The organism is Paenibacillus sp. p3-SID867, assembly GCF_025142895.1.
Taxonomy (GTDB): domain Bacteria; phylum Bacillota; class Bacilli; order Paenibacillales; family Paenibacillaceae; genus Paenibacillus_AQ.
In genome coordinates, this window is record NZ_JAMBDM010000006.1 from 345,352 (window position 1) to 371,533 (window position 26,182).

The 26,182-nt window shown below is 51.4% G+C and carries 20 protein-coding genes and 1 pseudogene; 5 read left to right on the forward strand and 16 right to left on the reverse strand.

Annotated features, from left to right (window positions below):
- Positions 1 to 391: 391 nt before the first annotated feature.
- Positions 392 to 910, reverse strand: a complete 519-nt coding sequence (locus M4D81_RS15060; RefSeq protein WP_071221261.1) for a TetR/AcrR family transcriptional regulator — start codon at positions 908 to 910, stop codon at positions 392 to 394.
- 242 nt (positions 911 to 1,152) lie between these two features.
- Here M4D81_RS15060 and M4D81_RS15065 point away from each other — a divergent pair, with 242 nt between their 5' ends.
- Positions 1,153 to 1,623: a DinB family protein gene (locus tag M4D81_RS15065; RefSeq protein ID WP_260067082.1), complete on the forward strand. Its 471-nt coding sequence runs from the start codon at positions 1,153 to 1,155 to the stop codon at positions 1,621 to 1,623.
- A 121-nt stretch (positions 1,624 to 1,744) separates the two neighbouring features.
- Here M4D81_RS15065 and M4D81_RS15070 read toward each other — a convergent pair whose 3' ends face one another.
- The 7 genes from M4D81_RS15070 to M4D81_RS15100 all read right to left on the reverse strand — a co-directional run bounded on the left by M4D81_RS15070 (position 1,745) and on the right by M4D81_RS15100 (position 12,080).
- A complete protein-coding gene (locus tag M4D81_RS15070) occupies positions 1,745 to 2,476 on the reverse strand; it encodes a nucleoside phosphorylase (RefSeq protein WP_071221263.1) in 732 nt (243 codons plus the stop codon).
- 1 nt (position 2,477) lies between these two features.
- Complete coding sequence (locus M4D81_RS15075) at positions 2,478 to 3,152, reverse strand: sulfite oxidase-like oxidoreductase (protein ID WP_260067083.1); 675 nt, start codon at positions 3,150 to 3,152, stop codon at positions 2,478 to 2,480.
- An 89-nt stretch (positions 3,153 to 3,241) separates the two neighbouring features.
- Positions 3,242 to 4,165 (reverse strand): ABC transporter permease, encoded by a 924-nt coding sequence (locus tag M4D81_RS15080; RefSeq protein WP_113060298.1) that lies wholly within the window; start codon positions 4,163 to 4,165, stop codon positions 3,242 to 3,244.
- The gene (locus M4D81_RS15085) at positions 4,149 to 5,216 is read right to left on the reverse strand and encodes an ABC transporter permease (protein ID WP_071221266.1); all 1,068 of its coding nucleotides are present in this window, start codon (positions 5,214 to 5,216) and stop codon (positions 4,149 to 4,151) included. Before M4D81_RS15085 ends, M4D81_RS15080 begins: the two co-directional genes overlap by 17 nt.
- Entirely contained in the window at positions 5,216 to 6,709 is a 1,494-nt protein-coding gene (locus M4D81_RS15090; protein ID WP_260067085.1) for an ABC transporter ATP-binding protein, read from the reverse strand. Before M4D81_RS15090 ends, M4D81_RS15085 begins: the two co-directional genes overlap by 1 nt.
- A gap of 69 nt (positions 6,710 to 6,778) precedes the next feature.
- Positions 6,779 to 7,822: a BMP family lipoprotein gene (locus tag M4D81_RS15095; RefSeq protein WP_260067086.1), complete on the reverse strand. Its 1,044-nt coding sequence runs from the start codon at positions 7,820 to 7,822 to the stop codon at positions 6,779 to 6,781.
- Positions 7,823 to 8,213: 391 nt separating this feature from the next.
- Positions 8,214 to 12,080, reverse strand: a complete 3,867-nt coding sequence (locus M4D81_RS15100; RefSeq protein WP_260067088.1) for an RCC1 domain-containing protein — start codon at positions 12,078 to 12,080, stop codon at positions 8,214 to 8,216.
- A gap of 189 nt (positions 12,081 to 12,269) precedes the next feature.
- On the opposite strand from M4D81_RS15100, the gene M4D81_RS15105 reads away from it, so the two are divergent.
- Positions 12,270 to 14,891, forward strand: a complete 2,622-nt coding sequence (locus M4D81_RS15105; protein WP_260067089.1) for a winged helix-turn-helix domain-containing protein — start codon at positions 12,270 to 12,272, stop codon at positions 14,889 to 14,891.
- A 91-nt stretch (positions 14,892 to 14,982) separates the two neighbouring features.
- Here the strand turns inward: M4D81_RS15105 and M4D81_RS15110 are convergent, their stop codons facing one another.
- Positions 14,983 to 16,335, reverse strand: coding sequence for an MATE family efflux transporter (locus M4D81_RS15110; protein ID WP_071221271.1), 1,353 nt, complete (start codon positions 16,333 to 16,335; stop codon positions 14,983 to 14,985).
- Between the two features lie 261 nt (positions 16,336 to 16,596).
- Between M4D81_RS15110 and M4D81_RS15115 the strand changes: the two are divergent.
- Positions 16,597 to 17,802: pseudogene (locus M4D81_RS15115) on the forward strand (chitinase).
- Positions 17,803 to 17,923: 121 nt separating this feature from the next.
- Here M4D81_RS15115 and M4D81_RS15120 read toward each other — a convergent pair.
- Positions 17,924 to 18,289: an MmcQ/YjbR family DNA-binding protein gene (locus M4D81_RS15120; protein WP_071221273.1), complete on the reverse strand. Its 366-nt coding sequence runs from the start codon at positions 18,287 to 18,289 to the stop codon at positions 17,924 to 17,926.
- A 213-nt stretch (positions 18,290 to 18,502) separates the two neighbouring features.
- Here M4D81_RS15120 and M4D81_RS15125 point away from each other — a divergent pair, with 213 nt between their 5' ends.
- Entirely contained in the window at positions 18,503 to 19,258 is a 756-nt protein-coding gene (locus M4D81_RS15125) for a YheC/YheD family protein (RefSeq protein WP_260067091.1), read from the forward strand.
- A gap of 114 nt (positions 19,259 to 19,372) precedes the next feature.
- Here M4D81_RS15125 and M4D81_RS15130 read toward each other — a convergent pair whose 3' ends face one another.
- The 6 genes from M4D81_RS15130 to M4D81_RS15155 form a co-directional block, all read right to left on the reverse strand.
- Positions 19,373 to 19,759: a RidA family protein gene (locus tag M4D81_RS15130; protein WP_071221275.1), complete on the reverse strand. Its 387-nt coding sequence runs from the start codon at positions 19,757 to 19,759 to the stop codon at positions 19,373 to 19,375.
- An 82-nt stretch (positions 19,760 to 19,841) separates the two neighbouring features.
- Positions 19,842 to 21,371, reverse strand: a complete 1,530-nt coding sequence (gene nhaC / locus M4D81_RS15135; protein ID WP_483874638.1) for a Na+/H+ antiporter NhaC — start codon at positions 21,369 to 21,371, stop codon at positions 19,842 to 19,844.
- Positions 21,372 to 21,513: 142 nt separating this feature from the next.
- Positions 21,514 to 22,686, reverse strand: a complete 1,173-nt coding sequence (locus tag M4D81_RS15140) for a MalY/PatB family protein (protein ID WP_260067092.1) — start codon at positions 22,684 to 22,686, stop codon at positions 21,514 to 21,516.
- Positions 22,687 to 22,744: 58 nt separating this feature from the next.
- A complete protein-coding gene (locus M4D81_RS15145; protein ID WP_071221278.1) occupies positions 22,745 to 23,416 on the reverse strand; it encodes a helix-turn-helix transcriptional regulator in 672 nt (223 codons plus the stop codon).
- A gap of 338 nt (positions 23,417 to 23,754) precedes the next feature.
- Positions 23,755 to 24,264 (reverse strand): CYTH domain-containing protein, encoded by a 510-nt coding sequence (locus M4D81_RS15150; RefSeq protein WP_260067095.1) that lies wholly within the window; start codon positions 24,262 to 24,264, stop codon positions 23,755 to 23,757.
- A gap of 127 nt (positions 24,265 to 24,391) precedes the next feature.
- A complete protein-coding gene (locus M4D81_RS15155; RefSeq protein ID WP_260067096.1) occupies positions 24,392 to 24,856 on the reverse strand; it encodes a DinB family protein in 465 nt (154 codons plus the stop codon).
- A gap of 237 nt (positions 24,857 to 25,093) precedes the next feature.
- Between M4D81_RS15155 and M4D81_RS15160 the strand changes: the two genes are divergently transcribed.
- Positions 25,094 to 26,068, forward strand: coding sequence for an aldo/keto reductase (locus M4D81_RS15160; RefSeq protein WP_260067097.1), 975 nt, complete (start codon positions 25,094 to 25,096; stop codon positions 26,066 to 26,068).
- Positions 26,069 to 26,182 lie beyond the last annotated feature (114 nt).

Consider the following 26,182-nt stretch of genomic DNA (forward strand, 5'->3'; position numbering starts at 1 on the left):
ATCCATTTAATCCCACATCGAGAACAATACCAGCAGTACCGTTATAACCCCGAACATGAACGAATACTTTGAGAACCACACGGAGTCCATATTTTCCTTCATGATCATTTCGCTCCCTTCATGTAGTTAACCTGACAATGACGTTAACGTCCCCTGTCCTTAATCCCACCAGCTGAGCACGCATAACAGGGTGACTGCAACGAATATGCCATCAACGAATTTAAGATGAAGTTTAGCCAACCGTATCACCTCCTAAAGCTAATCTACACTCAATTTACAAGTTAATGATTGATTGATCAATTACTAAAATTTATAAAAAAGTGCCCTTATCCCACCGCGCACCAGCCTTGAGGTACGCGGGCGGCACTGTCAGAGCGCGCCTGGGCGTGCTCTATCTTATGGGCATCATATTCGGCATATCCATCGCCATAGCTACATTGCACAGCATGCCCCGGGCCAGAAAATCGGAGGTTTTCTTGTCGGCATCCTCAAATCCCGCTCGCACAAAGGCATTCTCCACGAGATCCTTCACCTCATTCATTCCCTGCTGCATGGCTTCGCGGATGGGCGCTTCCTGAATCGTCTGCGCCTGCATCTGGAGCAGGATCTCGCTGCGATGCGATTGCACAATCCCTTCGTATGCCTGAATCAAACCCAACTCCAGATTCTCTGAAGAAGCGGATTCGATCACCGCTTGGAATGCCTTCACAATGCGCTCCCAGGAAACAGCCAGCGATTCCACAAGCAGCGACTCCTTGGTAAAGAACCGATAGACGTAAGGCTGTGATATCGCTGCCCGTTCGGCAACCTGAGCCGTGGTCGCGCGATAATACCCAATTTCTGCAAACACTTCGATGGCTGCCGCCACGATATCATTGCGCCGATTCGCAGAGGTTGATGCTCTAGCCATTTCTTCCCCTCCTTTCTTTCATTTCGATCCATTATTGATTGACCAATCACTAATTAAACACAGTATATACGGTACGCTTTATTTTTGCAACTGCTTTTTCCAAAATTATTAAATTCAACATCTGGCTACAGCTTAACGCGTAGGGAAGGAATCCGCTATTTCTTATCGAACTGTTTTATGAACCGCAAATTAGCCGCATCATCCAAGAAAATTATTCTGTGATCGATCAAGGAGGACAAATCATGAGTCATGAAGGTCAACAGCTATTCGAACGATGGCATAAACACCGTACGGTCTTGCTTCATCTGCTGCAGGACGTTCAGAGCGAGCATTTGGACTATAAACCGTGGGAGAACGCCTATACCTTGGGCGCATTAGCAGTTCATATTGCGGCGTCCTCAGACATGTTCCTGCGCTCCATTGTAAAAGGCTCGTTCTCTCCACCCTCTATTTCCACCGAATTCGAAAACATCGATGACATTAGAAATATCGTGCAAGCCTCGACCGAATCGACTACAGCGGTTTTTAATGAATTGTCCGACATCCTGCTGGAGCAGCCGCTGGACTTTAACGGGTTTGTTGCCCCAGGAAAAGTGTGGCTGAGCAACATGGTCGACCACGAAATCCACCATAAAGGGCAACTATTCACTTATGTTCGAGCTGTGGGTATTGAGAAGGTTCCCTTCTTCACGGTCCAGCCGTCCAAACAGTAAAGATGGGTATGACTGGATTTGCAGCTGCAAGTTCTGATACTCCCCGAATTCATCTCACGCAAAATAAAAAGCCGGGTCTCCTGCAGCTTACGCTCAGGAAACCCGGCTTTCTTACCCCTCACTAACCCTGCTTCGCCAGCTTCACCACAGCCTGCAGGGCCGTGTTAATTTCGCGTTCCACCGCGTCGGCAACCACATTCGTGTTCGGGTCGTACTCGGCCGCGAGGTCGGCGTCGGCAAATCCGTCCATGGCGACAATCGCGCCTGCGCGAACGCCGCGGATCGCCGCAACGACGTACAGCGCCGCAATTTCCATCTCGACGCCGAGCGCTCCTGCTGCTTTATACTTCTGGTGCGGTACTTCTTCAACGCCGTTAAAGAACACGTCCAGGGTTACAGTAATCCCCTTGCGAACCACGCCTTCGCCAATTGAAACCGCGGATTCGTACAGTGCCTCCGCTACCTGACTGTCTGCAACCGCTGGAAAGCCGTCCGGCACGAGCTGTTTCGTCAGGCCATCCGTGCGGATCGCAGCCGTGCTGACCACAAGGCTTCCCGCGGGAGTATCCGCCCGATAAGACCCGGCCGTGCCCACGCGAATCAATGTCTTCGCCCCCGCGCGGATCAGCTCCTCGAAACAAACTGCAGCTCCCGGACATCCAACCCCGTGGCTGGTTACCGCGAGTTCAACGCCTTCATACGTTCCCACGAAGGTGCGGTACTCGCGGCTGAACGCGAGCTCACGCGCGTTTGTAAGCTTGCGGGAAATGGTCTCCGCACGCTTGGGATCGCCGCAGACGATCACAAATTCAGGTATATCTTCCGAGTTCACTTGCAAAATAGGCATCAACATATTAGTCAAACTCCTTACGTGTCCATTCGTCTTCGGGTATATCCAGCGCCTCGCCGCTAAACCGCTCTTCCTTGAACGGGTCTGCTTCATTATGGAAGCCGTTGCGTTCCCAGAAGCCCGGGCGGTCTTCCTTCATAAATTCAATGCCGCGCAGCCATTTGGCGCTCTTCCAGAAATAGCGATGCGGCACAACCGTACGCAGCGGCCAGCCATGCTTGTCCGTCAGCGGCTCGCCGTTAAAGCGATAGGCCAGCAGCACATCGTCCTTAAGCAGATCCTCGATGGGTACATTCGTATCGTAATCGGGATCGGCATGAAACATGACGTATTTGGCATTCGGCTTGATCTTCAGCCCCGCCAGGAAATCCCGGAACAGGATTCCCTCCCATACCGTATCGAACTTGGACCAGCGGGTAACGCAGTGGATGTCCGCGTTCACGGTCACCGTTGGCATCGCCAATATATCTTCATAAGAAAACGTCCGTTCCTCTTCGACTTCCCCGAACACCTTGAGCGTCCACTCCGACATGTCGTAATGAGGAACCTCCCCCTCGTGCAAAATGGGGAATTTCTCGGTCAGCGTCTGCCCCGGCGGCAGCTTGGCACGCTGCTCCTCGGTCAGGTTGCTCACCGCCACCGGCTTCATTTTTTTCAATCGTTCTGCCTTTTTGTGCACCAAATTCATCTCCTTTACGCTTGATCGCTGTTGCATCCTTATCGTTTGGATGACTTCAGTCACAGGTCGGCGCGGCGCGGCGTACGCGCCTATCTGGAGCTGGATCCCTGCTTCAGCGCATCCTGCTGGAAGCTTTTGTCCTTAAAGAAGAACATCGCCAGAATCGTCACGACATAAGGCAGCATCTGCGTAAAATGCGTTGGCAGCGCCAGCCCCTGGAACCGGATGCTGAGTGCATCCATAAAGCCAAACAGCAGGCTTGCCGCCGTTACCCCAAGCGGACCCGATTGGCCCAGCATCGTGGCAACGAGCGCGATAAAGCCGCGCCCGGCCGTCATGCCTTCCGTAAACATCGTCACTTGTCCAAGCGACAGCTGCGCGCCGGCAAGCGCACATAACACGCCGCTCGCCAGCACGGCTCCATACTGATACCGTCTTACACGGATGCCCACGCTTTTGGCAGCGAGCGGATTTTCGCCGGCAGCCAAGAACCGGAAGCCATTCTTCGTGCGATAGAAATAATACCACATGAGGCCCGCAATCAAAAACGACAGATAGACAAGCGGCGTCAGGCCGGCCAGAATGGGACCGAGCACCGGAATATCCTCGATAATCGGAATGTTCCATTTCGGCAGCCCGACCATCGTATTATCATAAAATGCACCTTTTACATCAAAAATAGCCCGTAAACTAAACGTGGTCAATCCTGCCGCCAACGCATTCATCGCGATACCGACCACAATGACGTTCGCCTGCAGATTGATGCTGAGATAAGCAAATATAAAAGAAAAAATCGAAACGATCGCAATCGCGAACAATATCGCATAAAAGACGTTGCCGAAGAAGTGGTTCCCCACCACGGCAGAGAAAGCCCCGAGCAGCATAAAGCCTTCCAGACCGACATTGAACAATCCGACGCGCGAACACAGGGCACCGCCGAGGGCCGCAAGCAAGATCGGAGTGAGCACGCGGAGGGCCGAGTTGATTAAAGCAAGATCAAACAGCTGTTCCATCGGATTTGTTCCCCTTTCTGCGCTTCAGGAAGCTGTATGTGAATCGGGCGGAGATAAAGAGAATCAGCACGGCTTGGATGATCGCTCCTACCTCAAGCGGCACTTCCGTATTCCGTTCCACGCCCATACCGCCTGTCTGCAGCGCGGCCAAAAAGATCGATGCAATCAGCGTGCCGATCGGATGCGATCCTGCCAACAATGCTGCCATAATGCCCGTCCAGGCATAGTCGGCCGTAGATAATGCACCATCGATATAACGATACTGGGAGCCCAGAATTTCAACGGCGCCGCCAAGTCCGGCCAAGCCGCCGCTGAAGAACATGGCCCCAAGCATCATGGGACCGCGTTTAACGCCCCCAAACAGGGCAAACAGCGGGTTGCCGCCAAGCATCCGCACCTCGTAACCAATCACGGAGCGCTTCAGCAGAACGAATATAATCAACGCAGCCAGCACAGCGAGCACAAAGCCTACATGCAGCGGCATGCCGGAAATCAGCTTTGGAAGCCACACGCTGTTATCCAGCATTTCGGATTGAGCCATCGCAGCCGAGCCCGAACGGTCTTTCAGCGGATAGGCAACCAGATAGCCTGCAAACAATACCGCCACATAGTTCAGCAGCAGCGTGGAGATCAGCAGGTTCACCCGGAACCGGGCATCAAAATAACCGGCCATCACCGACCATAATCCACCTGCGATAACACCGGCTAGAATCGCAACGATGCACACCAGCCAGCCGGGACCCGGCATGTACAATCCGACCAATGCGGCAGCGAGTGCGCCAAACACCATCTGACCTTCCGCGCCAAGGTTAAAGAAACCTGCACGGAAGGCAAACGCCGCGCCCAGACCGATCAGAATGATCGGGGTCGCCCGGGACAGCGTATTCGTGAAGAAATACATGCCGCCGAAGGCACCCTTCCACATCTCCGCGTAAGTCTGCAGGATATCGCCGCCGGCAATCATGATGGCAATGGCACCGGCGAGCAGCCCCACAATGATGGCGGCGATCGGCTGGAGCAGCGGAAGCGTAAATTTTGTCCATTTATTCATTACAAGGTTCCTCCCGCCATCAGCAGTCCCAATTTCTCCTCTGTCGCTTCCTTCGCCGACAGCTCGCCCGCGATCCGGCCTTCAAACATAACCAGAATGCGGTCGGACAGCTTCAAGATTTCCGTTAATTCCGACGATACGAGCAAAATTCCCGTGCCCTCTTCGCGCCGCTTGAGCAGCTCGCCATGAATCGTCTCCATGGCCCCGATGTCGACGCCGCGCGTCGGTTCGGCTGCGATCAGGAACGGTGTTCCCTGCTCCAGTTCCCGTGCGACGATCAGCTTCTGCAGATTGCCGCCGGATAAATACTGCGTGCTGGTCTCCAGGGAGCCCGTCTTGATCGAGAACTTCTGAATCCATCCGGAAACCAGCTTACGAATGTCCTTCAGATTGAGGAAGCCGCCCTTCTGCAAGCGGCGATGGTGACCCATAAGCCCGGTATCCATAACGGTTGCAATGCGATTCGCCCCCCACACATACCGATCCTCGGGAATATGAGCTAATCCGTGCTCCCGTATTTCTCTTGTCGACATGCCGGTTACGTCCTTGCCCGAAACGGCGATTCGCCCGCTGTCCGGCTGAGCCAGACCGGAGATCACCTGAAGCAGTTCGGACTGCCCGTTGCCGGAAATACCGGCAATCCCGACAACCTCACCCGCACGGACGTCCATATTGACGCCGTCCAGAACCGGCTTTCCTTTCGTACCGCGGATTGAAACATCCGATACTTCCAGCACCTTCTCGCCGGGCGTGACCGGCTTACGATCCAGCTCCATGAGCTCACGGCCGACCATGAGACGGGAAAGCTCATGGGCATCGGTATTCCCCTTCTCCACTACCCCTGTGACGGCGCCGTCACGGAGCACCGTGATGCGATCGGCCACATCAAGGACCTCGTTCAGCTTATGACTGATCAGAATAAAGCTCTTTCCCTGTTTGGAGAGCTGTTTAATGGCATCCAGAAGCTCCTGAACCTCAAGCGGCGTCAGCACGCCTGTTGGCTCATCCAATATAATGATCTCGGCGCCCTGATACAGCACCTTCAGTATTTCAACCCGCTGCTGCACGCCGGGGGCACTGCTGCTTACGGTGGCGCGTGGGTCCACTTTCATGCCGTATTTTTCGCAGAGTCCTTCCACGATCTTCACGGCTTGCTTGCGGTCAAACCCTGCACCTGAGCCCGGCTCATTGCCGATCACGATATTCTCGGCGATCGTAAACGTAGGAAACAGCATGAAGTGCTGGTGCACCATGCCGATTCCGCCTTGAATCGCGTCAAGCGGGCTTGCAAACGAAACTTCCTTGCCATTCAGCCGAATCGTACCCGAGGTTGGCTGCTCCATCCCGTACAATATCCGCATCAGCGTCGTTTTGCCTGCACCATTCTCCCCGACTATCGCATGAACCTCACCCGCGCGCAGCGAAAAATCAATGCCGCGGTTTGCGCTGAACTCGCCATACTTTTTCGTAATATTGTCCATCTGGAGTAGCATCGAGTCATGCCTTCCTTTCGCTTCTGAATGAAAGACCGACTGCTCATGTGCAGCCGGTCCAGGTGAGAACTAATTTTGTTCCAATGCGTTGGTTACTTTAATCTTTCCGGCGATAATATCTTCGGAAATCACCTTAAGCTGATCCACGATGTCTTGTCCAATGAATGGGTTAAGCGGTGTTTTGCTCTCATGGGTTACGTAAGTAAGACCCACGCCGCCTTCTTTCAGACCGTAATCACGAATATCGAATGAGTATTTGTCTTCTGCAAAGTCTTTAACCGTTTCGTAGACAACAGCGTCTGTACCTTTCAATTGAGCAAGCACAACGTGCTCGGGATCCGTGCCCGTGTTATCCGTATCTTGTCCTGAAGCGTAGAAGCCTTTCTCTTTCGCGGCTTCGAATACGCCCAAATCACCAACAGCGGAAAGGCCTGCAACGAAATCGGCACCTTTGGAGTTCTGCAGGAGTGCGAGTTCCTTCGCTTTAGCCGGATCTGTGAAACCGCCGACGTAGTTAACGAAAATTTCAACGTTAGGGTTTACCGATTTTGCACCTTCTGCAAAGCCGGTCATATATTTATGCATAATAGGAATGTCGTCTGCAACCACGTTGCCAACCTTGTTGGTCTTCGTAGCCAATCCAGCTGCTGCACCAAGCAGGTAAGCTGCTTCATGCTCGCGGAATACGACGCTGCGGACATTCGGCAAATCCACTACCGTATCGATAATGGCAAAAGGCACGTCCGGATTCTCCGGTGCAACCTTCTTCAGTGCATCTTCCATCTGGAAGGTGGATGTAATAATCAAATCATATTTTTCGGCAACCGCCGTACGCAGGTTTTGCTCAATCGAAGCCGGGTCTGTCGATTCAATCGTCTTCACTTCGACATTGAAATCGGCAGCAGCCTTCTGCAATCCTTCGTCCATCAATGCAAAGAAAGGATTCACGCCGATCTTCTCAGGGAGAACAAGTGCAATGCGTTTCTTATCTTGAGATCCTTCAGAACCGCCATTAGCTGCACCACTGTCAGTAGACTTATCATTATTGCCGCAACCTGCAAGCAATCCAACGGATAATACGAGTGTTAATAGAATTGACCATGTCTTTTTCATTTCCTGACCTTATCCTCCTAAGTGAGCACTTTTTATACTATTATCCTATGGTATAGACAAGCATATGTCAAAACAAAAATTTTAGCGTTTTATGTAGTTTAATGTGTTTTTTAGCAAAAATTTGGTGGAAAACTGCGGATATCACAGAACATTACCTTATCCAAATGTCGATAATGTTCGGAATTTGCCAACATTTGATCAAACCTTTTCGACAAGGATCAGGATGAAAACGCATTATTTTCAATTTCTCGGTATCCTACAAACATACCTGCAAAAAAAAGGATGCCTGATAGCATCCTTTTGAAACTTGAGTTCTATTTAGATGAAGCAAGCAACATATGAGATGCTTCTCGAACCTTCCCCCATCATTAAGGGAGTCTTTGTTTGGCGATCAATCGATCAGCTCTGCCGCTCTCAATAGTCGCTGCAGCATGGCTGCTGCTTCGCCGCGGGACAGCCCCTGCAGCGGCATAAGGTCTTCATATGATCCATGGATAATTCCTAGTTTCACCAGTGCAGCCGCAGCCGGTCTGGCCCAAGGGGACAGGTCTTCACGGTCTTTGAAAGATGAAAGGACAGCAGCTGATTCCATCTCATTCATTGCAGTCGTTAATCCTGCCAACTCCATGACTCTACCCATGACCGCCATCGCCTCTTGGCGCGTGATGCCTTGAGCCGGCCGGAAACGGCTGTCCTCATACCCCTGAAGAAGCTCATACTGCCCAGCTTGTGCAACGACGGCGGAATACCAGTCGCCTGCGCCGACATCCTGAAAAGCAGGGACTTCGCCCTTCGCCTCAGGCAAACCGAGTGCCCTCACGATCATAGCGGCAAACTCCGCACGGTTCACTTGAGCATTTGGCGCGAAATGAAGCGCCGCGGACTGATTCGTACTTGTGCCTGCCACGGCATCGACAAATCCGTTTCCATTCAGGATCATTCGCGAAGCAAGATCGTTGACGGCATCCTTGGACCAATGAAACGAAACATCGGCAACGCTCGCTTGATGATATACGAAGGCTACGGTTCCAGCAGCGAGACGGTGCAAAACAGCCTCGCTGCTTCCATCCTTCTTCATCTCTATTCGCGTCGGTATATGATAGAAATTTCCATTCTCATCCAACCCAACAGCTGTGGTCATTGGGCCAGACATTCCCTGTGGCCAAGAAATTCGGTGCTCCACATATTGTTGAAACGGATCCAATTGCAGGGATTGGTCATGAACCTTAGCTGTAATCTCAAAATCGACAGGCAAACCGACAAGGGTTATGCCGGATTGCAGCGCCGCCTTCTGAACGGCCTTTACCTTAGCTGCATTGCTGGCCGCCATCGTCAGAGTCACCAACATTGGATCCGCTGCTATCGGCTGATCCAAACTTCCCGACTGTTTCCAGCGCGATGACGCCATCACCGCAGCAGGAACACGGAATGTACCGAGAACAGATCGGATTTCGATGGCGCCTTGCTTAGCATCAAGATGGTTAATTGCAGCTCCGCTTATTTCCAGGGAGACATGATCCGCAGGCTGTGCAAGCGCAATGACGATAACCGGATTGTATTCCACGGTCCTTAAACGTGCTTCCAGCTTTGCCGTATCCAGTTTCATCGAAACGACAGTATGTCCATCTGTCTCATGGAACAAGCCTGTAACCATCCCTTCCTGAGATTCATCGTTTAGCGTAACTCTGACATTCAACTTATTCTCTGATGGCGTGGCACTGCCTGATGCACCTGAATTAGCATATTCCGAGCTTGAGCCGGTGCCTCCAGGAGACGAACCTCCTCCCGGTTCTTCAGGCGTTCCACCTCCGGTTGACGATGCTCTTGTGACCATCGCTTTATATTTCAGGTGCTGACCATCGGGCGCCGTCACAACGACCTCGATGACATGGTTGCCGACGGAAACCGGCAATTCCGGGCTCTTCTGGCCGGAGAGGATATTGATCGGCCCCACTTCCAAATCCCCGGCTTCCCCGTACACGCTAACCGTTACCTGAACACGGGCGTCATACACCTGAGCAGTCACCGTGAGGCGATCATTTTCGTTGGCTACCTGTGCCTTATAATCATAGTGATATCTATTGAATGCAGGGCTCAGACCGACTTCTCCTCCAGGTGAATTCAGCGCCAATGCTTGCAAGGTGGCGTCATACGCCGGGGCCGCAGGTTCCCTGACCGTAAAGCTCCAGGTATCAGCACCTTGAATTCCGGAGAAATAGGTGCCCGAATGGTTACCGGCAAAGGCCCCCGACTCAATCTCAACATAATAGCTCTTTCCATAGTCGAAATCGGCCAACGGATCTAGAGTCACCGCGTTCCCGAGAATCGCTACTTTACCTGCATCGGCAGCATCGAAACTCTCCACAACGCGCTGATCCGCAGCTTGCCTAATCGTAATCGACTTACCGGACACAGCCATCACGTCTTCATTAAAGACAATCTGCAGGGTCGCATCACTTTCCACGCCTACAGACTGATGAGCCGGCGTATACGATACCGCCGTAAGTTCAATCGATGCCGGGTTCTTACTCCATTTGGCATACAGCGTGACATCCTGCGTACCGAAGGTAAGCTTGCCGCCGGCTGGATAATCGATCCCGCTTCCGTCGGCCTTCGTATTCCAGCCGACGAAGGTATATCCATCCTTGCCCAGTTGACCCGTATTGCCCGCCACAACCGTTTCGTCGCCTCTGGCAAACAAACCACTGCTTACCGGAACATTCCCTGCGGTATGTCCATTGCCGTCATAGGTTAACGAGTAGATTTGCGGCCAATTGGTTGTCACCTTCAGCATGCGGTATGCGCTTTTCCTACCGACGGCATCTTTGGCAATGACATTAAAATAATAATCCGTACCTTCCGTAAGTCCGTTCACCACAAGTCCGGTTTGATCCGCCGCGTAGCTTCCGACCGGCATTCCGTTCCTCTCCATTTGACTGACATCCCCGACATTCGGGCGACCGGATATATATAACAGATATTGCAGCTCGTGCTGCTCCGTCATATTGTCCGAGGCCTTAGGCCACTCCAATCCAACCGAGTCGGCCGTGATGCTGTACGGATTCAGAATCCCGCTGCCGGTATCCGGGGACGTGGTATCCAGCACCGCCTTCGACAGTGTCGGAATATCCCTCGTATTATTGTATGTCCCATCCCCGATTTGTCCTCCGGCGTTAGAGCCCCATGCCCATACGCTTCCATCCTTTTTCATGGCCACGCTATGAAAGCCGCCGGCGGAAATTTCACGAACATGCTCGATCCCTGACACAGAGACCGGAATTAGGGCGGAAACATTCGAGCCCAGGCCGAGCTGTTTCTGACTGTTATCCCCCCAGCTCCATACATTTCCTGCCCGGTCCACTGCTAGGCTGTGGTACCCTCCGCCTGCAATCGCAACAATATGCTCCAGGTTCCGAACCTGCACCGGTTTCGTTCGGTTTGTTCTCGTGCCGTCCCCAAGCATGCCGTATGTGTTTTTTCCCCATGCCCAGACGGTGCCGTCTTGTTTAACGGCCAAACTGTGGGAACCCCCGGCAGCGATCGCAATGACGTCCGTCAGCCCGTCAACCTGCACCGGAACGTATCGGTCCGTTGTCGTCCCGTCGCCAAGCTCCCCGCTTCCGTTCACGCCCCAGGCCCATACGGTACCGTTCGATTTCAGTGCAAGACTGTAGTATCCCCCAGCCGCAATCGCCGTCACATCGCTTAGACCGTTCACCAGAACCGGAGCGTTTTGTTGTATTCTCGTTCCATTGCCCAGCTCGCCGTTGTCATTTTTCCCCCAAGTCCATACGCTGCCGTTCTCGGTAAGCGCCATGCCGTGATAGCCCAATCCGCCCGATATGGCCTTGATCCCGCTTAAACCCGCAACTTGCACGGGAGCGTTCACATTCGTTGTCGTACCGATTCCTAACTGTCCGTTCTCGTTTGCCCCCCAGGTCCATACCGTTCCGTCCTGTCGGAGCGCCATGGAGCTGCGGACGCCGGAGTGTATGTCAATGACATGGTTCAAATTCTTCGCCATGACCGGAGCGATCCGGGTATTCCAACTGCCGTCGCCCAGTTGCCCCCTGTCTCCATACCCCCAAGAGTAAACCTCACCGCTGCTTACGAGCGAAACGGTATGATAGTAACCGGCAACAAGCTTCGGTGCAACCGCGGTGGCCGCGAAGGCTTGCCGGTATCCGAATACCCCATCCATCTGCATCAACAACAAAGCTATGCACAGCAGGATTTTCCCTGAACGCTTTATCATCATCTCCTCCTCCTTCATTTCATCAGCGCTTATAAACCACAATCCGGATCGGGACCGTGGTACCAAGGATGCTATCAAATAAATGGAAGGGAAACGATTGACAAACGTTAACTTTTCATCATTTTTTTCATATAATCTAGTTATCTTGACTCAAATTTCGTAAAAATAACGTTCGTATATGGCGAGGTACCTATGAAATTACTGACCGATTCACCCATCCTGAAAACGAAAATAAGCCTACCCGGGCTAAAAAAGCATCTCATTCACCGGGATCGGCTTATTCAAGCGATGACAGCAGGTCACAATGGACAACTGACTGCCATTATTGCCCCTGCCGGATACGGCAAATCGACGCTGCTGGCCCAATGGGTTCATGGAGCCAACGAGCGATGCGCCTGGGTGTCACTGGATGAACGGGATAACGATCCCGTCCGCTTTTGGCGATACGTAACAGCCGCCTTGGCTTCGGTTCTTCCACAACAGCAAGGAGATCGGCTTATGAACCATACGCATCTGCTGCCAAGCGCCTCGATTGAAACCTTTTTGGACACGCTGATCAGTGAATTATATGAGGAGCAAGAAGCCCTCAATCTCATTCTCGAGGACCTGCACTGCATTCACTATAAGGCAATCCATGAGGGAATTTCCTACTTGATTGATTACCTCCCTGAGCATATTCATCTATTCATCTCATCCCGAACCGAGCTCCCATTCCCCACGATGAAAGGGATGGTTAACCATGAGGTCAACCATATCGGCATGAAGCAGCTGGAATTCACCTCCGATGAAACGGAGCACTTTTTCCGTCATGAATCAGATAGCAGCCAGCCCCGTCTTTCTCCGATACAGCTGGATACATTACTTAATCAAACGGAAGGCTGGATAACCGGGCTCCAACTTGCCTCGCTTTCCCTTCGAGCCGGCAACGATCTGGAGCCATTCATCGAAGATATGAAGGGAAATCAACTTCTAATCTCAAAATATCTGTTTCAGGAGGTGATAGGCAGGCTACCTTCCAAGGTGCTCACTTTTCTCCTGCAGACCGCAGTCCTATCCGAGCTTCATCCTCAGGTGTGCGATGCTGTAACCGATCTCAGCGAGAGCCGCCCGATGCTGGAGGAGCTGCTGAAGCTGAATCTGTTTCTGGTTCCACTGGATGATCATCACACCTGCTTTCGCTATCATCATCTGTTCTCGCAGTTTCTGCTGGACCTCCTGCGACGTAAATATAACGGGGAGTATATAAAGCGTCATCGGCTTGCCGGGCAATATTACATTTCCATCGGTTCAATGGATGAGGCCATTAACCATATGTTTGCAGCACAGGATATGGAGAGTGCCGTGAACTTGCTGGAGCAGCATATGCAAACCGTGCTTGAACGGGGGGAAATTGCTACCTTGCTTGAATGGTTTGACCGCATCCCATCCCAATTTTCGATTACGCTTGAAATGTCATTAGCACATGCCTTTATCGTCGTTCTGGCAGGGGATCTGGAGCGGTCGGAGCGCATGCTGTCCCGGATTGAAGAAACGTGCGCCGCACTCGCGGCATCGGATCGACGGGAGCAGCTCCGAAGCAGCATCCTGTTCGTGCGTTCCAATCTTGTTTTTCTGAACGGGGACTTCGGTAAATGGTTCACTTTCAGTGAGGGCATCCTTGACAACCTGGTGCCCGACAATCCGATATACTACCAATTCGATTACAACCGACGTGAGCCTTACGTAAGGCGTACCCCTCTCGGCATGAAGGGAGCTCTTTCCGCCGATACGGAGAGGATCGCGCACCTATTCACCGGTGTGCTGGAATCCCATGGATGGGAGCATTCGCTCATGAATTTATATGTAAAGGCATCCTTGTGCGAGGGGTATTACGAATGGAACCGGCTTGCCGAATGCCGTCAGCTGCTGGTGCAGATTCGAAATGCGCCCCCCGCCAAGGAAACCATGGGTTTGTTCGTGCCGCTTCACATAACTGATGCCAAGCTGTACGCTGCGGAAGGCAAGTTTCATCTGGCTCATTATGCTCTGGATGAAGCGTGGACCGCTGTCCTGGCCAGGAAAGCAAGCTCATGGCTTGCTCCGTTAAAGGCTATACGATGTTTACTCTATATCAGGGAGGGGCGTATAACCGAAGCTCGGAAGGAAGCTGCCGGCCTCCCCATTTCCGTCAAAGACAAACCAACCTACAGCCGGGAAATCGAATATCTGGCGTTCGTTCGCCTATTAGGCAAACAGGGCAAGGAAGCCGAGGCGCTTCACCTCCTGGAGCTATTGAAACCCCAGGCTGAGCGCGAACAGCAGCGATCCAGCATCATAGAAATCACAGGCCTGCAAGCGCTGCTGGAATATCAGCGTGGTCAGCGAAAGCAGTCGCTTCTTCTCCTTGGCGACGCTTTGCGTATAGGAGCACTGAACAGTTATGTCCGTTCCTTCCTGGACGAAGGAGAGGGGATGTACCAACTGCTGAGGCTGTATGCAAACCACCAAAGACAAGAAGTCGGCATAAAGCCGGAGCAGCATCAGCTGCTTGACTATGTATGCATCCTGTTGGAGCATTTTCCGGATTATCCCCAAGCAGACCTTTCATCCGCCAAGCTATCCCCGTCTGTTCTCCCGGAGCCGCTGAATCGGAACGAAATGAATCTCCTGCATCTGATCTGGCAAGGTGCCGCCAATAAACAGATGGCCACTGCACTTGGCCTGTCCGAAGGAACGGTCCGGGTATATTTATCCAGACTGTATGGCAAGCTCGGCGTGACTACCCGCACGCAGGCTCTGGTTAAAGCCCAGTCATTAAACCTGCTGGAGGATTGAACTTATAACCATACAAAAGAACCTCGGGATACGCATTCCCGAGGTTTTTTTACTCTATGGATTTCCTTATCTTATGGCTATCGTCTACGCATCATGAGCTGAAGGATCGTATCCATTTGAATCGGTTGACCTTCACGATCGCCACAAAACACTTCAGAATCTGATCGGACTTCAAGCAAATGAATATGGCGAGCGGTGATAAATGGAACACAAACGCGCATAATGCCGATGATGGTAGCACGATCAGCCACATAAAAATCAAATCATTGTAGAGCACAAAGCGGGTGTCTCCCCCGCTTCGCACAATGCCCGTCAATGCCGGCATTTGATAAGCCGTTCCGACGACGGTGATCGACAACACCGTCATGAAATGCAGCGCGAGTGTCTTCGCCTCATCGGAGATGGAGTAGAAGCCCAGCACGAAATCCTTAATCACAAACAGCACGGTGCCCGTCAGCAAGCCAAGAAGGATATACAGAATCTGCAGCGTTTTGGCATAGGATATGATTTTGTCCATCAAACCTTCTCCGATGGTCTTCCCAATCAGCACAGCCGTTGCGCTGGCCGAAGCGTATACGATGACTGTCACCATCTGGAAAATCGTTGTGGCAATGCTGTTGGCAGCGATCGCCGATTCTCCCATATGCCCCAGGATGGCGGTTTGTGCCGCCATGGCAAGCCCCCATATCGTGTTGGACATCAGAATCGGGGAGCCTACGCGAATGTACTGTTTGAAGAGTTCCATATCGAACTGCAGGAAATCCTGCATTTTTAACAAAATTTTACGGTCGAACCGCTTAATATAAACGATGACAATCACGCATTCAATGATTCTTGCCGTCAGAGTAGCGATAGCCGATCCGGCAACGCCCAGTTCAGGAAAACCCAAATACCCGTAGATGAGGATATAGTTCAGGCAGATGTTGATTATCAAGGTCGATAACGATACCACAAAGCCGATTTTTACCGTTTCCACGCTACGCAGTGAAGCCAGCAAGGAATTAGTGACGGCAAAGAAGATATAAGAAAAACAGATGATTCGTAAATAGTCCACGCCGGCGGCGATGACATTCTCTTCCTTCGTAAACAAAGACAATACCTCATGCGGGAAAAAGAACACGATTATCCATAACACAATACTGAGGAAGATCGCCATGCGCATGCCGATGCTTGCCGCTTTTTTGATGGAGCCTAAATCCTTCGCCCCCCAGAATCTGGATGACATGATGACCAATCCTTCGCATACGCCCAAAACCAGCATGTGCAGCAGGAATTGGATCTGGTTCGCGAGGGCAACGCCCGATAGCGCCGATTCACTGTATCCTCCCAGCATGACGTTGTCCGACAAATTCACGCCGACCGATATCAGGTTCTGCATCCCGATGACAAGCGTCAGCCAGAAAAAACTTTTGTAGAACCCTTTTTCGCGAACAAATAAACTCATGTCAGTTAACCCTTCTTTGTCTATAAGATGATGAATCTCTAATATATATATGAAATTACGCAAATGAACAGAACAAAATGAAGTGAAGGATCCTTTCATTAGAATCATAGATTCATAGAATCATAGAATCATAGAATCATAGAATCATAGAATCATAGAATCATAGAATCAAAAACATAATAACATTATAATGTTTTTACTAACATACCGTATATATGATGGCAGTGTAATCCAATCCCAATGATGCAGAGGAGAATGTGTATGACCGTGTGGAAATATCCGTTATCCTTTGCAGCCGATGAAGCGCCCCAAGCCGATGCATCTTCCACTCATTCGGCAGCCGGCGCTAGATCCGGCACCTCGGCTCCAGCACAAATCACGGAGAGTCCAATCGGTTCCCTGGCGATCGGGAAGCATAGGCTGATCAGCCGGAAGGAGATCGACCAGAACTGGGACGGCCTCGATCCGGATTATACACCGGAGAATGCGATCGCAGCCGTTAAAGCGCTGCTATCGGAGGAAGATTTCGAGGCGTTGTTCCCTTACCGGCTGGGTTCGGCGGAATGGTTTAAAGTCGCCAGTGGCAAAGAATACTACAAAGCCGATCAGACAGACTATTTCTCATACGATAATCTCATCAACGCGGTCGCGGAGGTCTCCAATCTCAAGATCAAGATCAGCACGCGGCAAGGAACTCCTTCCGCACAGGAGATTTACCGATTAGACAAGGACGCCCGCGTTGAAACACTCGTTGTGCGTTCAGCTGACTTCCATTCGGCTGAGAACCTTAACAAAACGATTGAAACCGTTATCATTGATGGCGGCACTTTCCTGAGGGAAGGGCTCAAGAAGGACCGTAAGCGCGAACTGGCAGCCTTCCTCGCCAATCTGTCCCACGAGACGGGCGGAGGCTGGGCTACCGCACCTGGAGGCCCGCTCCGTTGGGGTTTGTTCTGGAACGAGAACATCGCCGGCCGGACTGGCGTTAATAAAGACGCCTTCGTCGATCCTGCCAGCGCTGAGCTGTATCCCGGAACACCAGACTAACGCTATTATGGACGGGGACCGATCATGCTCAGCTGGAACTTTAACTACGGCCTGTTCAGTTCCATCATCTATGGAGACAAAAGCGTGCTGCTGGACCATCCGGAGATCGTTGCCACTGACGGTAAGATCGGCTACATGACCGCCATCCTGTTCTGGATGACGCCGCAAGACCCGAAGCCTTCCGCCCACGACGTCATAGTTGGCAGATGGAAACCTTCCCCGCTCGAGAAGTTCAGAGGGCTTGGCGATCCCGGCTTCGGTACGACCGTAATGGTCTTGAACGGCCTGGAAGCCAACCTCGGTGAAACCGAGGGCAGCCCGGTGCAGCGGCGCGCCGGCCATTACCGCGATATTACAAACCGTATGGGTGTTGATATTACGGGAGAGAAAGTAGATACGCTGGGAATGAGACCATTCTGATACGAAACCTTCCTACGGAGGTTGGAACAGGTATAATGGTATCCTCTAATCATCGCCCTCTGGCAAATGGATGTTTTCCTGCCTCCACTCTGCCACAGGGCGATGATTCATTCAACAGGCTTCAGACCAGCCGCTGAGCGATTGCAACGCGCTGAGCTTTCGGTAAACTCTTGAGCACCAAATCATAGGAATGATCAATCATATCGTGCAGGTCCGCTTCCGTTAAGGAACCATCCACGGCAACCGTATTCCAATGTTTCTTGTTGAGATGATATCCGGGCTGCACCGCGTCATGCTGCTGACGCAAATTCTCTGCGATCACCGGATCGCATTTCAGGGATATATGGCTGACCTTCTCTCCTGCCGTTGTGGTAATCAGGGCAAACATTTTGCCACCGACTTTCATGACGATTGGAAGCGGTCCGAACGGATAGTCTTCGGTTGCAGCTTTCTTGGAAAGACAGTAAGCAATGAGTGGGCTTCGCATCTGGAAATTCTCTCCTTCTTTCATCAGATCTATTTGATTATAGTAGATGATGTTTCCCTGTTCAATCTAGTTGCAGCAGTCTTATTTATCATCTTATTATTTTCGATAAAAAAAATTTTTCAAACACATAGCTTGGTTCAAGGCCAACGTGGAGGCTTGCTCTACTTTTTCGGCATATGCTGAACAAAAAAGAGAGAGGTGAGCCTCTTAACTATGAAATATAAAAGCAGTACCATCAAAAGCAAATGGAAGAAAACGAAATGGTTAAACGAAGATTCTTATTTCAGACAATACGTACCGCACACATTGCCGTTCAGCAAAAAAAACCTGAACGCTATGCTGGCGGACTACACCACGGTTTTCTTCAAACCTACGGATGGTTCAGGCGGTGTAAACATCATCCGAATCCGCAAAACGGACGGGGGCTACCAAAGCCAGCTGAATACCAAGAAAACGTCGTACTCCAGCTCATCTCAATTGTACCGTGATCTGAACCGCTTTGCCGGGAGCAGACCCTACCTGCTGCAAAAAGGAATTCGTTTGGCCAAAAGCAATGGCAAGCCATTCGATATCCGGGTGATGGTCCAGAAGACTAGGCAGGGAGCCTGGGTGAGCACCGCCTTATTCACCAAAGTCGGCAACCCTAACAAAGTCGCAACCAATTATAATCAAGGCGGCACCATTGGAACGTTCCGCAAAACGATGAGCGGCGCCAATTTCACCTCGGCCTACACCCAGCAGCTGGAGTCCGAGCTCAAGGGACTTGGCGTGGCTGTTGGCAAAAACTTTGACCGCCATTATCGCGGTTTCAAAGAACTGGGACTCGATGTAGCTGTGGATTCCAATGGCAGACCATGGATTCTCGAGGTGAACACCAGACCGCAAATTTATCCGCTCAAAACGTTAAAGGATCGGAGCCTGTACTATAAAGTTCTCTCTTACGGAAAGCATTATGGGCGTACGAAATAATAAGGATAAACCGTTCTCGCATAAACAAAACTGCCGGGCTTAGTGCCCGGCAGTTTTATTGAAAACTAATGATGTTCATATTCCTATTTGCAGTACATAGAAAAAGCGATGGTGTTATGACTTGCTAGCTACCACTTCAATCTCAACCAGTCCATCCTTAGGCAGACGGGCAACCTCCACGGCGCTCCGTGCCGGATACGGCTCTGAAAAGAAAGAAGCATATACCTCGTTGACGGCTTGGAAATCATTCATATCCTTTAAGAAGACCGTCGTCTTGACGATATTCTCCATACCAAAACCGGCAGCTTCCAGAATTGCCTTCACGTTAAGCAGCGAGCGATTCGCCTGCTCTTCTACCGTCGGGGCAAATTGCCCCGACGCATCCATACCAAGCTGACCGGAAGTAAACAGAAGATTTCCGTATTGCACCGCTTGGGAATAAGGGCCGATTGCTCCTGGAGCCTGCTGGGTTGCGATGGTTTTTCTCTCTTGTTGTGTCATGGTGTTCTCTCCTCTTTTGCGTATAAGATCACGCATTTATATTGATGATTTCTTGCCTTGATCAAGAAATATTCATCCTGCATTAATGGATAGATGCAGCTCCTGCATCATCCGCATGAGGCCTGTTCTGGCTGCCTTTATGCGGATTGTCGTACTCCTTCAGCATTTCCTTCTGCTGCTCGGGCGTGAGCTTCGCGATGCCGAACCCAGTAAAGCCCCAGATCGTTGCAAAAATAATCCCCGTCCAGCACAACACCGCCCAAGGCAAATAGGATAGTGTCGCTACGCCCAGCGTACCGGCCATATAGGCACCCGCTGCCGTCCATGGCAGAATCGGTTCGGTAATGGCGGCGGAATCCTCCACCGTCCGCCCCAAATTCTTCGGATGCAGACCGCGTCGGATGTAAGCCTCGCGGAGCATCTCGCCCGGCATCAGGATGGAGACCTGCCCGTTACTGGTTACCCCAATCATGGTCAGACCAGTTGCAATGGTGGCCAGGATCAATGATCCGGTGGAGCGCACATGCTTCAAGAGCTTGTCCACGATCAGCTCCAGCGATTTGGTCAGCGATATGGTGCCGGCAAATGTGATCGCGCTGAAACAGATAAGCAATGTCCCCATCATGGAACTCATCCCGCCCCGGTTAATGAGACGCGGAACATCCGCAATGACGGCACTGGGGTCAAAATTGCTGACATGAACCATCGCGATATCGAATCCGCTGACAACCGAAGTCACCACATCATGCAGCGTGAAGCCATGAAATATCATGCCGTTCACCATCGCCACAATCGACGACAGCAGCATGACGGGAATCGTAGGCTTCTTGGTGATCGAGCCGTACAGAACAATCAGCACAGGCAGGATCAGGAGCAGGTTCCAGTCGTATATCGTTGCCAAGGTGTTCATAATGTCGGTTACCTTCTCGGGAACTCCTATGCTGGACACATGCGTGTTCAGTCCTGTAACTACGTAGACGATCCCCGCCACGAGGAAGGACGGCAGCGTCGTGTACAGCAAATGGCCGATATGCTCATACAGGTTAACGCCGGTGGACAAGGCAGCGATGTTGGTTGTATCCGAAAGCGGAGAAAGCTTGTCCCCGAAGTAAGCCCCCGCTACAACCGCGCCGGCCACAGCCGCAAGATTGGCGTCCATTCCGGCACCAACCCCCATGAAGGCAACTCCGATCGTCCCTGCGGAACCCCAGGAAGTGCCCGTGCATACGGAGACCACGGCCGTAACGAGAAAAGCGGTGATCAACAAAAATTGCGGATCGATGATTTTCAGGCCGTAATAGATCATCATGGGGATGGTTCCGCCGACCATCCATGCACCGATCATAAATCCGACCACAATCAGGATTAAGATCGCCGGCATGGTTTTCGCAATTTTTTGCGAGATGGACTCCAGAATATCGTTGTAGCTGTAACCCAGCTTAATCGCGATCAGGCCTGCGACAATGGCGGATGCAATAATCAGCGGTTCGGGCGGCAGCTCAAATAATACGTAACCAAGGCACAGCAAAATCACCATCGTAAAAATAGGAAGCAGTGCCAGAAACATGGTCGGCTGCTTTATCATTCGTTCCTCTTTTGGTTTAGCCATCATGGATTCCCCCTGGATGTAAATAAGAAAACATATATCGACGTACCTTCTCAGAAGACAGACCTCATATAGCGGAAGTTTTCTTGTGAGATAAGGATGGTAAGCCTTTGAAGTTTATTCCTTCTGATCTCTTAAACTTTGGTTGTTAACGCTGTAGCGGATAAGCCGCGGCAAGCCGCTCGAGGCCTTCCTGCAATACAGGGCGCGGCGCAGCCACGTTGACCCGGATGAAGCCTTTACCGCCGGGTCCGAATGAGGAACCGAAGCTGACGCTGACGCGCGCTTTTTCCTGGATCCACTCTACCAGATCCTCTTCTTGGCGGCTCACGGCCGTACAGTCGATCCACAACAGATACGTCCCTTCAGGATCGATCACGGCCAGCTCCGGCATATGATCGGCTATAAAGGTTCTGGCATAAGCAATGTTGTCTTTGATATAAGCACGAAGTTCCGTTAACCATTCATCACATGATGTGTATGCAACTTCCAGCGCAGGCACGGAGAAGAATGTGGGATTATGAATTCCGGCCTGCTGCAGACCATGCTTAAACCTCCCCCGGAGCTCATCATTGGGAATGATGATGTTAGCGATTTCGAGACTTGCCAGGTTAAAGGTTTTGCCCGGTGATGTGCAGATAATGGAACGATTCGCAACCTCTTCGGACAGCTTGGCGATGACGGTGTGCTCGTGTCCCTCATGAATGAAATCAGCATGGATATCATCGGACACAATCAGTGCGTCATACCGGATGCAAAGCTCCGCCATGCGTTCAAGCTCATCCCTTGTCCATACCCGGCCAACCGGATTGTGCGGGGATATGAGCAGGATCATCTTGACCCCTTCCCGCATTTGCCGCTCCATATCCTCGAAATCGATCTCATACCGCCCGTCCGTAAGGATAAGCGGACTTTCAACCAATATCCGATCATTTAACGTAACCGCTTTCGCAACAGGCTGATAAACAGGCGTGTGGATAAGAACCTGATCTCCGATCTCCGTGAACTTCTGTATAATGACCGAAACGGCTTGAATAATGCGCGGACAAAATACGATCCAATCGGGCAGGGCCTTCCAGTCATAGGCTTTATCAAGCCAAGTGCGGACAGCTTCGAAGTAAGGCGGGAACGGATCGGTATATCCGTAAATGCCGTGACGCGCAGCCTCCGCGACCTTATCCACCACCATGGGCGGTGCTGGCAGGTCCATATCGGCCACGGAGAGAGAGATCATGTCGCCGCCCATGCTCTGCGCCATCCCGTCCCATTTCGCGCAGTTCGTGCCAAAGCGGCTGACAACCTTATCGAAATTAAATGTCATGATGTCACCTTCCATTTGTCTCAGGATGCAATGCGTTTATGATTAGGATGAGAGCCGCTTATTTCAGCTTCTGCAAATAGCGGTACACGGTAGGCTCCGATATGGATAAAGCCGCGGCAACCTTGGATACTCCGCCCTTCAGCAGAAATACGCCCTGCTCATTCAGTTCCTTCACAATTTCGATCTTCTCATTCGAAGATAAACGGTCCGCCGGAATGCTGATTTTGCCCAGGACGGTCTGGATAATATGCTGCAGCAAATCGTCCACGTTCCCCTGCAGGTATTCTGTGGACGGCTTCTCCTCCTTGGGTGCATCCAGGGCTGCCGGCGGCGTAAGCGATCCTCCCTGCAAAATGCTGTTGATCCAGTCGGCCGCAACCTCCATATGCGTAATGTCAATGTTCAAGCACATGAGACCGACCAGCTCGCCGCTCCTGTTCTTAATGAAATACGTAGACGATCGGAAAGTCTGCCCCCGCGCGCCGGAAGCTTTGTAGTTCGCGATGAACTGCTCTTCGCGGTAGGCCTCCGCTTTCAAAATCTTCAATACGAGGTCCGTGGAGGCATCGCCGATCCGACGTCCGCTAATATGACCGTTCTCAATAAAGATGATGGAGCGTTCCGGATCGCTGATATCGTGCACGACCACCTCGCATTGAGGTCCGATGATCGCCGCGATAAAAGAAGCAATCGGAAAATAGCTTTCAAGCAGCTGCTGGTTTTCATTCATGAAGAGCCTCTCCCTTCTCTGATACGCCATCATTTATTATGGATATCATCCATTAGATATAATAATTAATTATCATAATAATATTATATTATAATAATAAAACGTTTACAATGCTTTTGTCAAAAAAAGTCGAACGCTTCTCAAAACACTTTTCAATCGACCATTACTATAAGCCTTACAACAGGATGCGTGGTTAAATGCCATAAAAAAGGCTCTTCGCGGACGGTCCGGTATGACCGCTCGCAAGAGCCTTTTTGCAACCACATGAGAACGCGTAGTATCCACATCCCAGCTGCATGCATTTTCTAAGTCAGCTACCCCTTTTGTGACGACTTCCCCTAGAATTCCCTGCCAGCTTGCTGCTGCAGTTCCCGCCATACCTTCTTGTTGCTGTATTGTTTCTCCGTGCTGATATCCTGTCCAAACCACGCCGGCGGTACAAAGCCGTCTGCGGCTTCCATAGAAGGAAACTCTACCTCCAGCACCAGCAATTGAATCTGCGCATAATCGTCGATTTCGATGATCGTGTTCCCTAAGCGGGCGGTAACCCGTCTCTTGGTCAGCGGAATCGCGCCATGCGCCTTCACCACTTGGTCATAGAGTCCTTCGGAAATGGCGAACTCTACTTCCTCCCTGGCAATGCCCCACCCTTTTTTGAACGTATGGGTGAATTCAATCTGACCAGATGTCAGATCCGTTATTTTGCGGACACGAAGCTCCTGATCCCCATCCAGCGCCAAATACGTCTGCTCGATGAACTGCTCTTTCTCGACCACGATGCTTCCTTCCGAGATCAAGTCTTCCGGATAAGCCTCCAAAAGGTATTTTCGTTCGATTTCAATCGCCATAATTACATCCTCCAATCGATGATCCCCATCTGTGCCTGATCCCATTATAAGGATCGATCACGGCAGCGACAAACAAAAGCGATAGAAGGATGCGCGAGGGCACTCTTCTATCGCTTCGTTTTCATTGTTACTTTATTAATTTTCTGTATGCCTTAATCGTCTGCGTGTGCATTCCTTCATGATACAAGCTGAACACAAGAAATTCCCCCACGGTTTGGAACGTCAGGGGACCGATGGTCAGCGGATGAGCTGAAGCCTGGTCGAGGCGATTGGAGAAGGTTTCACGAATTCGGGTCGTTTGCTCCTGCAAAAGCTCTACCAGTTCGGAAATCGCAGGCGGCTTCGACGTCCAATCAGCCGGTTTGGTTCCGGTCGCAAACCACGCCTCGAATCCTTCCGGAATACGGGGCTGCTCGCCCGCAGTCGCAAAAGCGAACTGCTCATGAACGGTGTAGATATGTCCCAGGTTCCAGCGAATGCTGTTCGCAAATCCTTCCGGGATGATATCAGCCTCTTGCTCCGTTACATTTTCTACCGACTTTAAGGTCCCGCCTCTGGCAAAATCCAATTGGTTAAAAATCGCTTCATTCATATGATAATCCCCCTTCCAAATGGTTCGTAACTATCCTATCGTAATATTGAGCCTACCGCAAGGAGTCTAAGGCATTCGCACGGCCTTTAGTATTTGCGCACATACCACTTCATCGATTAGGCTATAAGATATAATTATCTTACATCTATATCATTCTATTGCGTTCGATTCATTTGAACCGATTCCGGAATCATGTTTATACTATAGGAAAATCAATACATAAAGGAGTGGATCAAGATGAACTACCGCCGTCTTGGCAACAGCGGACTGAAGGTTTCGCAGCTCGGTCTGGGCACGAACGCTTTTGGCAAAAGGGCTGATCAAGGGACATCCGCCCGCATCATTGACCATGCACTGGACCACGGCATCAATTTCATCGATACCGCTAATATTTATGCAGGCTCGGAATCCGAGCGCATCATCGGAGAGGCGCTCGCCGGCAAACGCCATAATGTCGTATTAGCCACGAAAGCCGGGCTCGTAAACGGCCAAGGGCCGAACGAACGCGGTTCTTCCCGCTATCATCTGCAGCAAGAACTGGAGGACAGCTTAAAGCGACTAAAAACCGATTATGTGGACCTGTATCAGATTCATACGTTTGATCCGAATACTCCCCTCGAGGAAACCTTACGCACGCTGGATGATATGGTATCGTCGGGCAAGGTCCGATATATCGGCGCTTCCAACTATGCCGCCTGGGAAATTATGAAGGCGCTCGGGATCAGTGAGCTTCGCGGATACGCCCGGTATGTATCCACCCAAACGAGTTATTCCCTTGCCGACCGTACGCCGGAACTGGAGCTTGTTCCCCTCTGCCTCGATCAGGGCGTTGGCATTATCCCGTATTTCCCGCTGGCCGGGGGCATTCTGACCGGTAAATACGGTCAAGGCGCCAGCACGCCTTCCGGCTCACGTGCGGAAACGGACCCGAACTTCAATCGCTTCCTGGAAGATCGCAATCTGAAGCTTGGGCAGCAGGTCAGCCAGTTGGCTGCAGAGCATGGTCATTCTCCAAGCGCCCTGTCCCTGGCCTGGCTGATGAATCGTCCTGCTGTCTCCACTGTCATTGTCGGAGCTACGAAAACCGAGCAGCTGGACGATAACCTGAAGAGCCTGGAGATTGAGATCGATGAGACACTAGGTTCCAGCCTGGATGAAATCAGCGACGACTTTGTTTATGCCAAGCCGTTCGCGACTTATCGACTGGGGTAAACAGCGTTATTACAAATCGAAGAGCTGCGCTAGGGACGATTGCCCTTTTGGCGCAGCTCTGTTTTTTCATCTAGATTTAGAAACTATATTTTAGACAGCACTGAAGATTAGATT

Bases quoted from the DNA above. Each gene is read 5' to 3' on its own strand.
- M4D81_RS15060 (WP_071221261.1), bottom strand. From the start codon at position 910: ATGGCTAGAGCATCAACCTCTGCGAATCGGCGCAATGATATCGTGGCG.
- M4D81_RS15065 (WP_260067082.1), top strand. From the start codon at position 1,153: ATGAGTCATGAAGGTCAACAGCTATTCGAACGATGGCATAAACACCGT.
- M4D81_RS15070 (WP_071221263.1), bottom strand. From the start codon at position 2,476: ATGTTGATGCCTATTTTGCAAGTGAACTCGGAAGATATACCTGAATTT.
- M4D81_RS15080 (WP_113060298.1), bottom strand. From the start codon at position 4,165: ATGGAACAGCTGTTTGATCTTGCTTTAATCAACTCGGCCCTCCGCGTG.
- M4D81_RS15085 (WP_071221266.1), bottom strand. From the start codon at position 5,216: ATGAATAAATGGACAAAATTTACGCTTCCGCTGCTCCAGCCGATCGCC.
- M4D81_RS15090 (WP_260067085.1), bottom strand. From the start codon at position 6,709: ATGCTACTCCAGATGGACAATATTACGAAAAAGTATGGCGAGTTCAGC.
- M4D81_RS15095 (WP_260067086.1), bottom strand. From the start codon at position 7,822: ATGAAAAAGACATGGTCAATTCTATTAACACTCGTATTATCCGTTGGA.
- M4D81_RS15100 (WP_260067088.1), bottom strand. From the start codon at position 12,080: ATGATGATAAAGCGTTCAGGGAAAATCCTGCTGTGCATAGCTTTGTTG.
- M4D81_RS15105 (WP_260067089.1), top strand. From the start codon at position 12,270: ATGAAATTACTGACCGATTCACCCATCCTGAAAACGAAAATAAGCCTA.
- M4D81_RS15110 (WP_071221271.1), bottom strand. From the start codon at position 16,335: ATGAGTTTATTTGTTCGCGAAAAAGGGTTCTACAAAAGTTTTTTCTGG.
- M4D81_RS15120 (WP_071221273.1), bottom strand. From the start codon at position 18,289: ATGCGAAGCCCACTCATTGCTTACTGTCTTTCCAAGAAAGCTGCAACC.
- M4D81_RS15125 (WP_260067091.1), top strand. From the start codon at position 18,503: ATGAAATATAAAAGCAGTACCATCAAAAGCAAATGGAAGAAAACGAAA.
- M4D81_RS15130 (WP_071221275.1), bottom strand. From the start codon at position 19,759: ATGACACAACAAGAGAGAAAAACCATCGCAACCCAGCAGGCTCCAGGA.
- nhaC (WP_483874638.1), bottom strand. From the start codon at position 21,371: ATGATGGCTAAACCAAAAGAGGAACGAATGATAAAGCAGCCGACCATG.
- M4D81_RS15140 (WP_260067092.1), bottom strand. From the start codon at position 22,686: ATGACATTTAATTTCGATAAGGTTGTCAGCCGCTTTGGCACGAACTGC.
- M4D81_RS15145 (WP_071221278.1), bottom strand. From the start codon at position 23,416: ATGAATGAAAACCAGCAGCTGCTTGAAAGCTATTTTCCGATTGCTTCT.
- M4D81_RS15150 (WP_260067095.1), bottom strand. From the start codon at position 24,264: ATGGCGATTGAAATCGAACGAAAATACCTTTTGGAGGCTTATCCGGAA.
- M4D81_RS15155 (WP_260067096.1), bottom strand. From the start codon at position 24,856: ATGAATGAAGCGATTTTTAACCAATTGGATTTTGCCAGAGGCGGGACC.
- M4D81_RS15160 (WP_260067097.1), top strand. From the start codon at position 25,094: ATGAACTACCGCCGTCTTGGCAACAGCGGACTGAAGGTTTCGCAGCTC.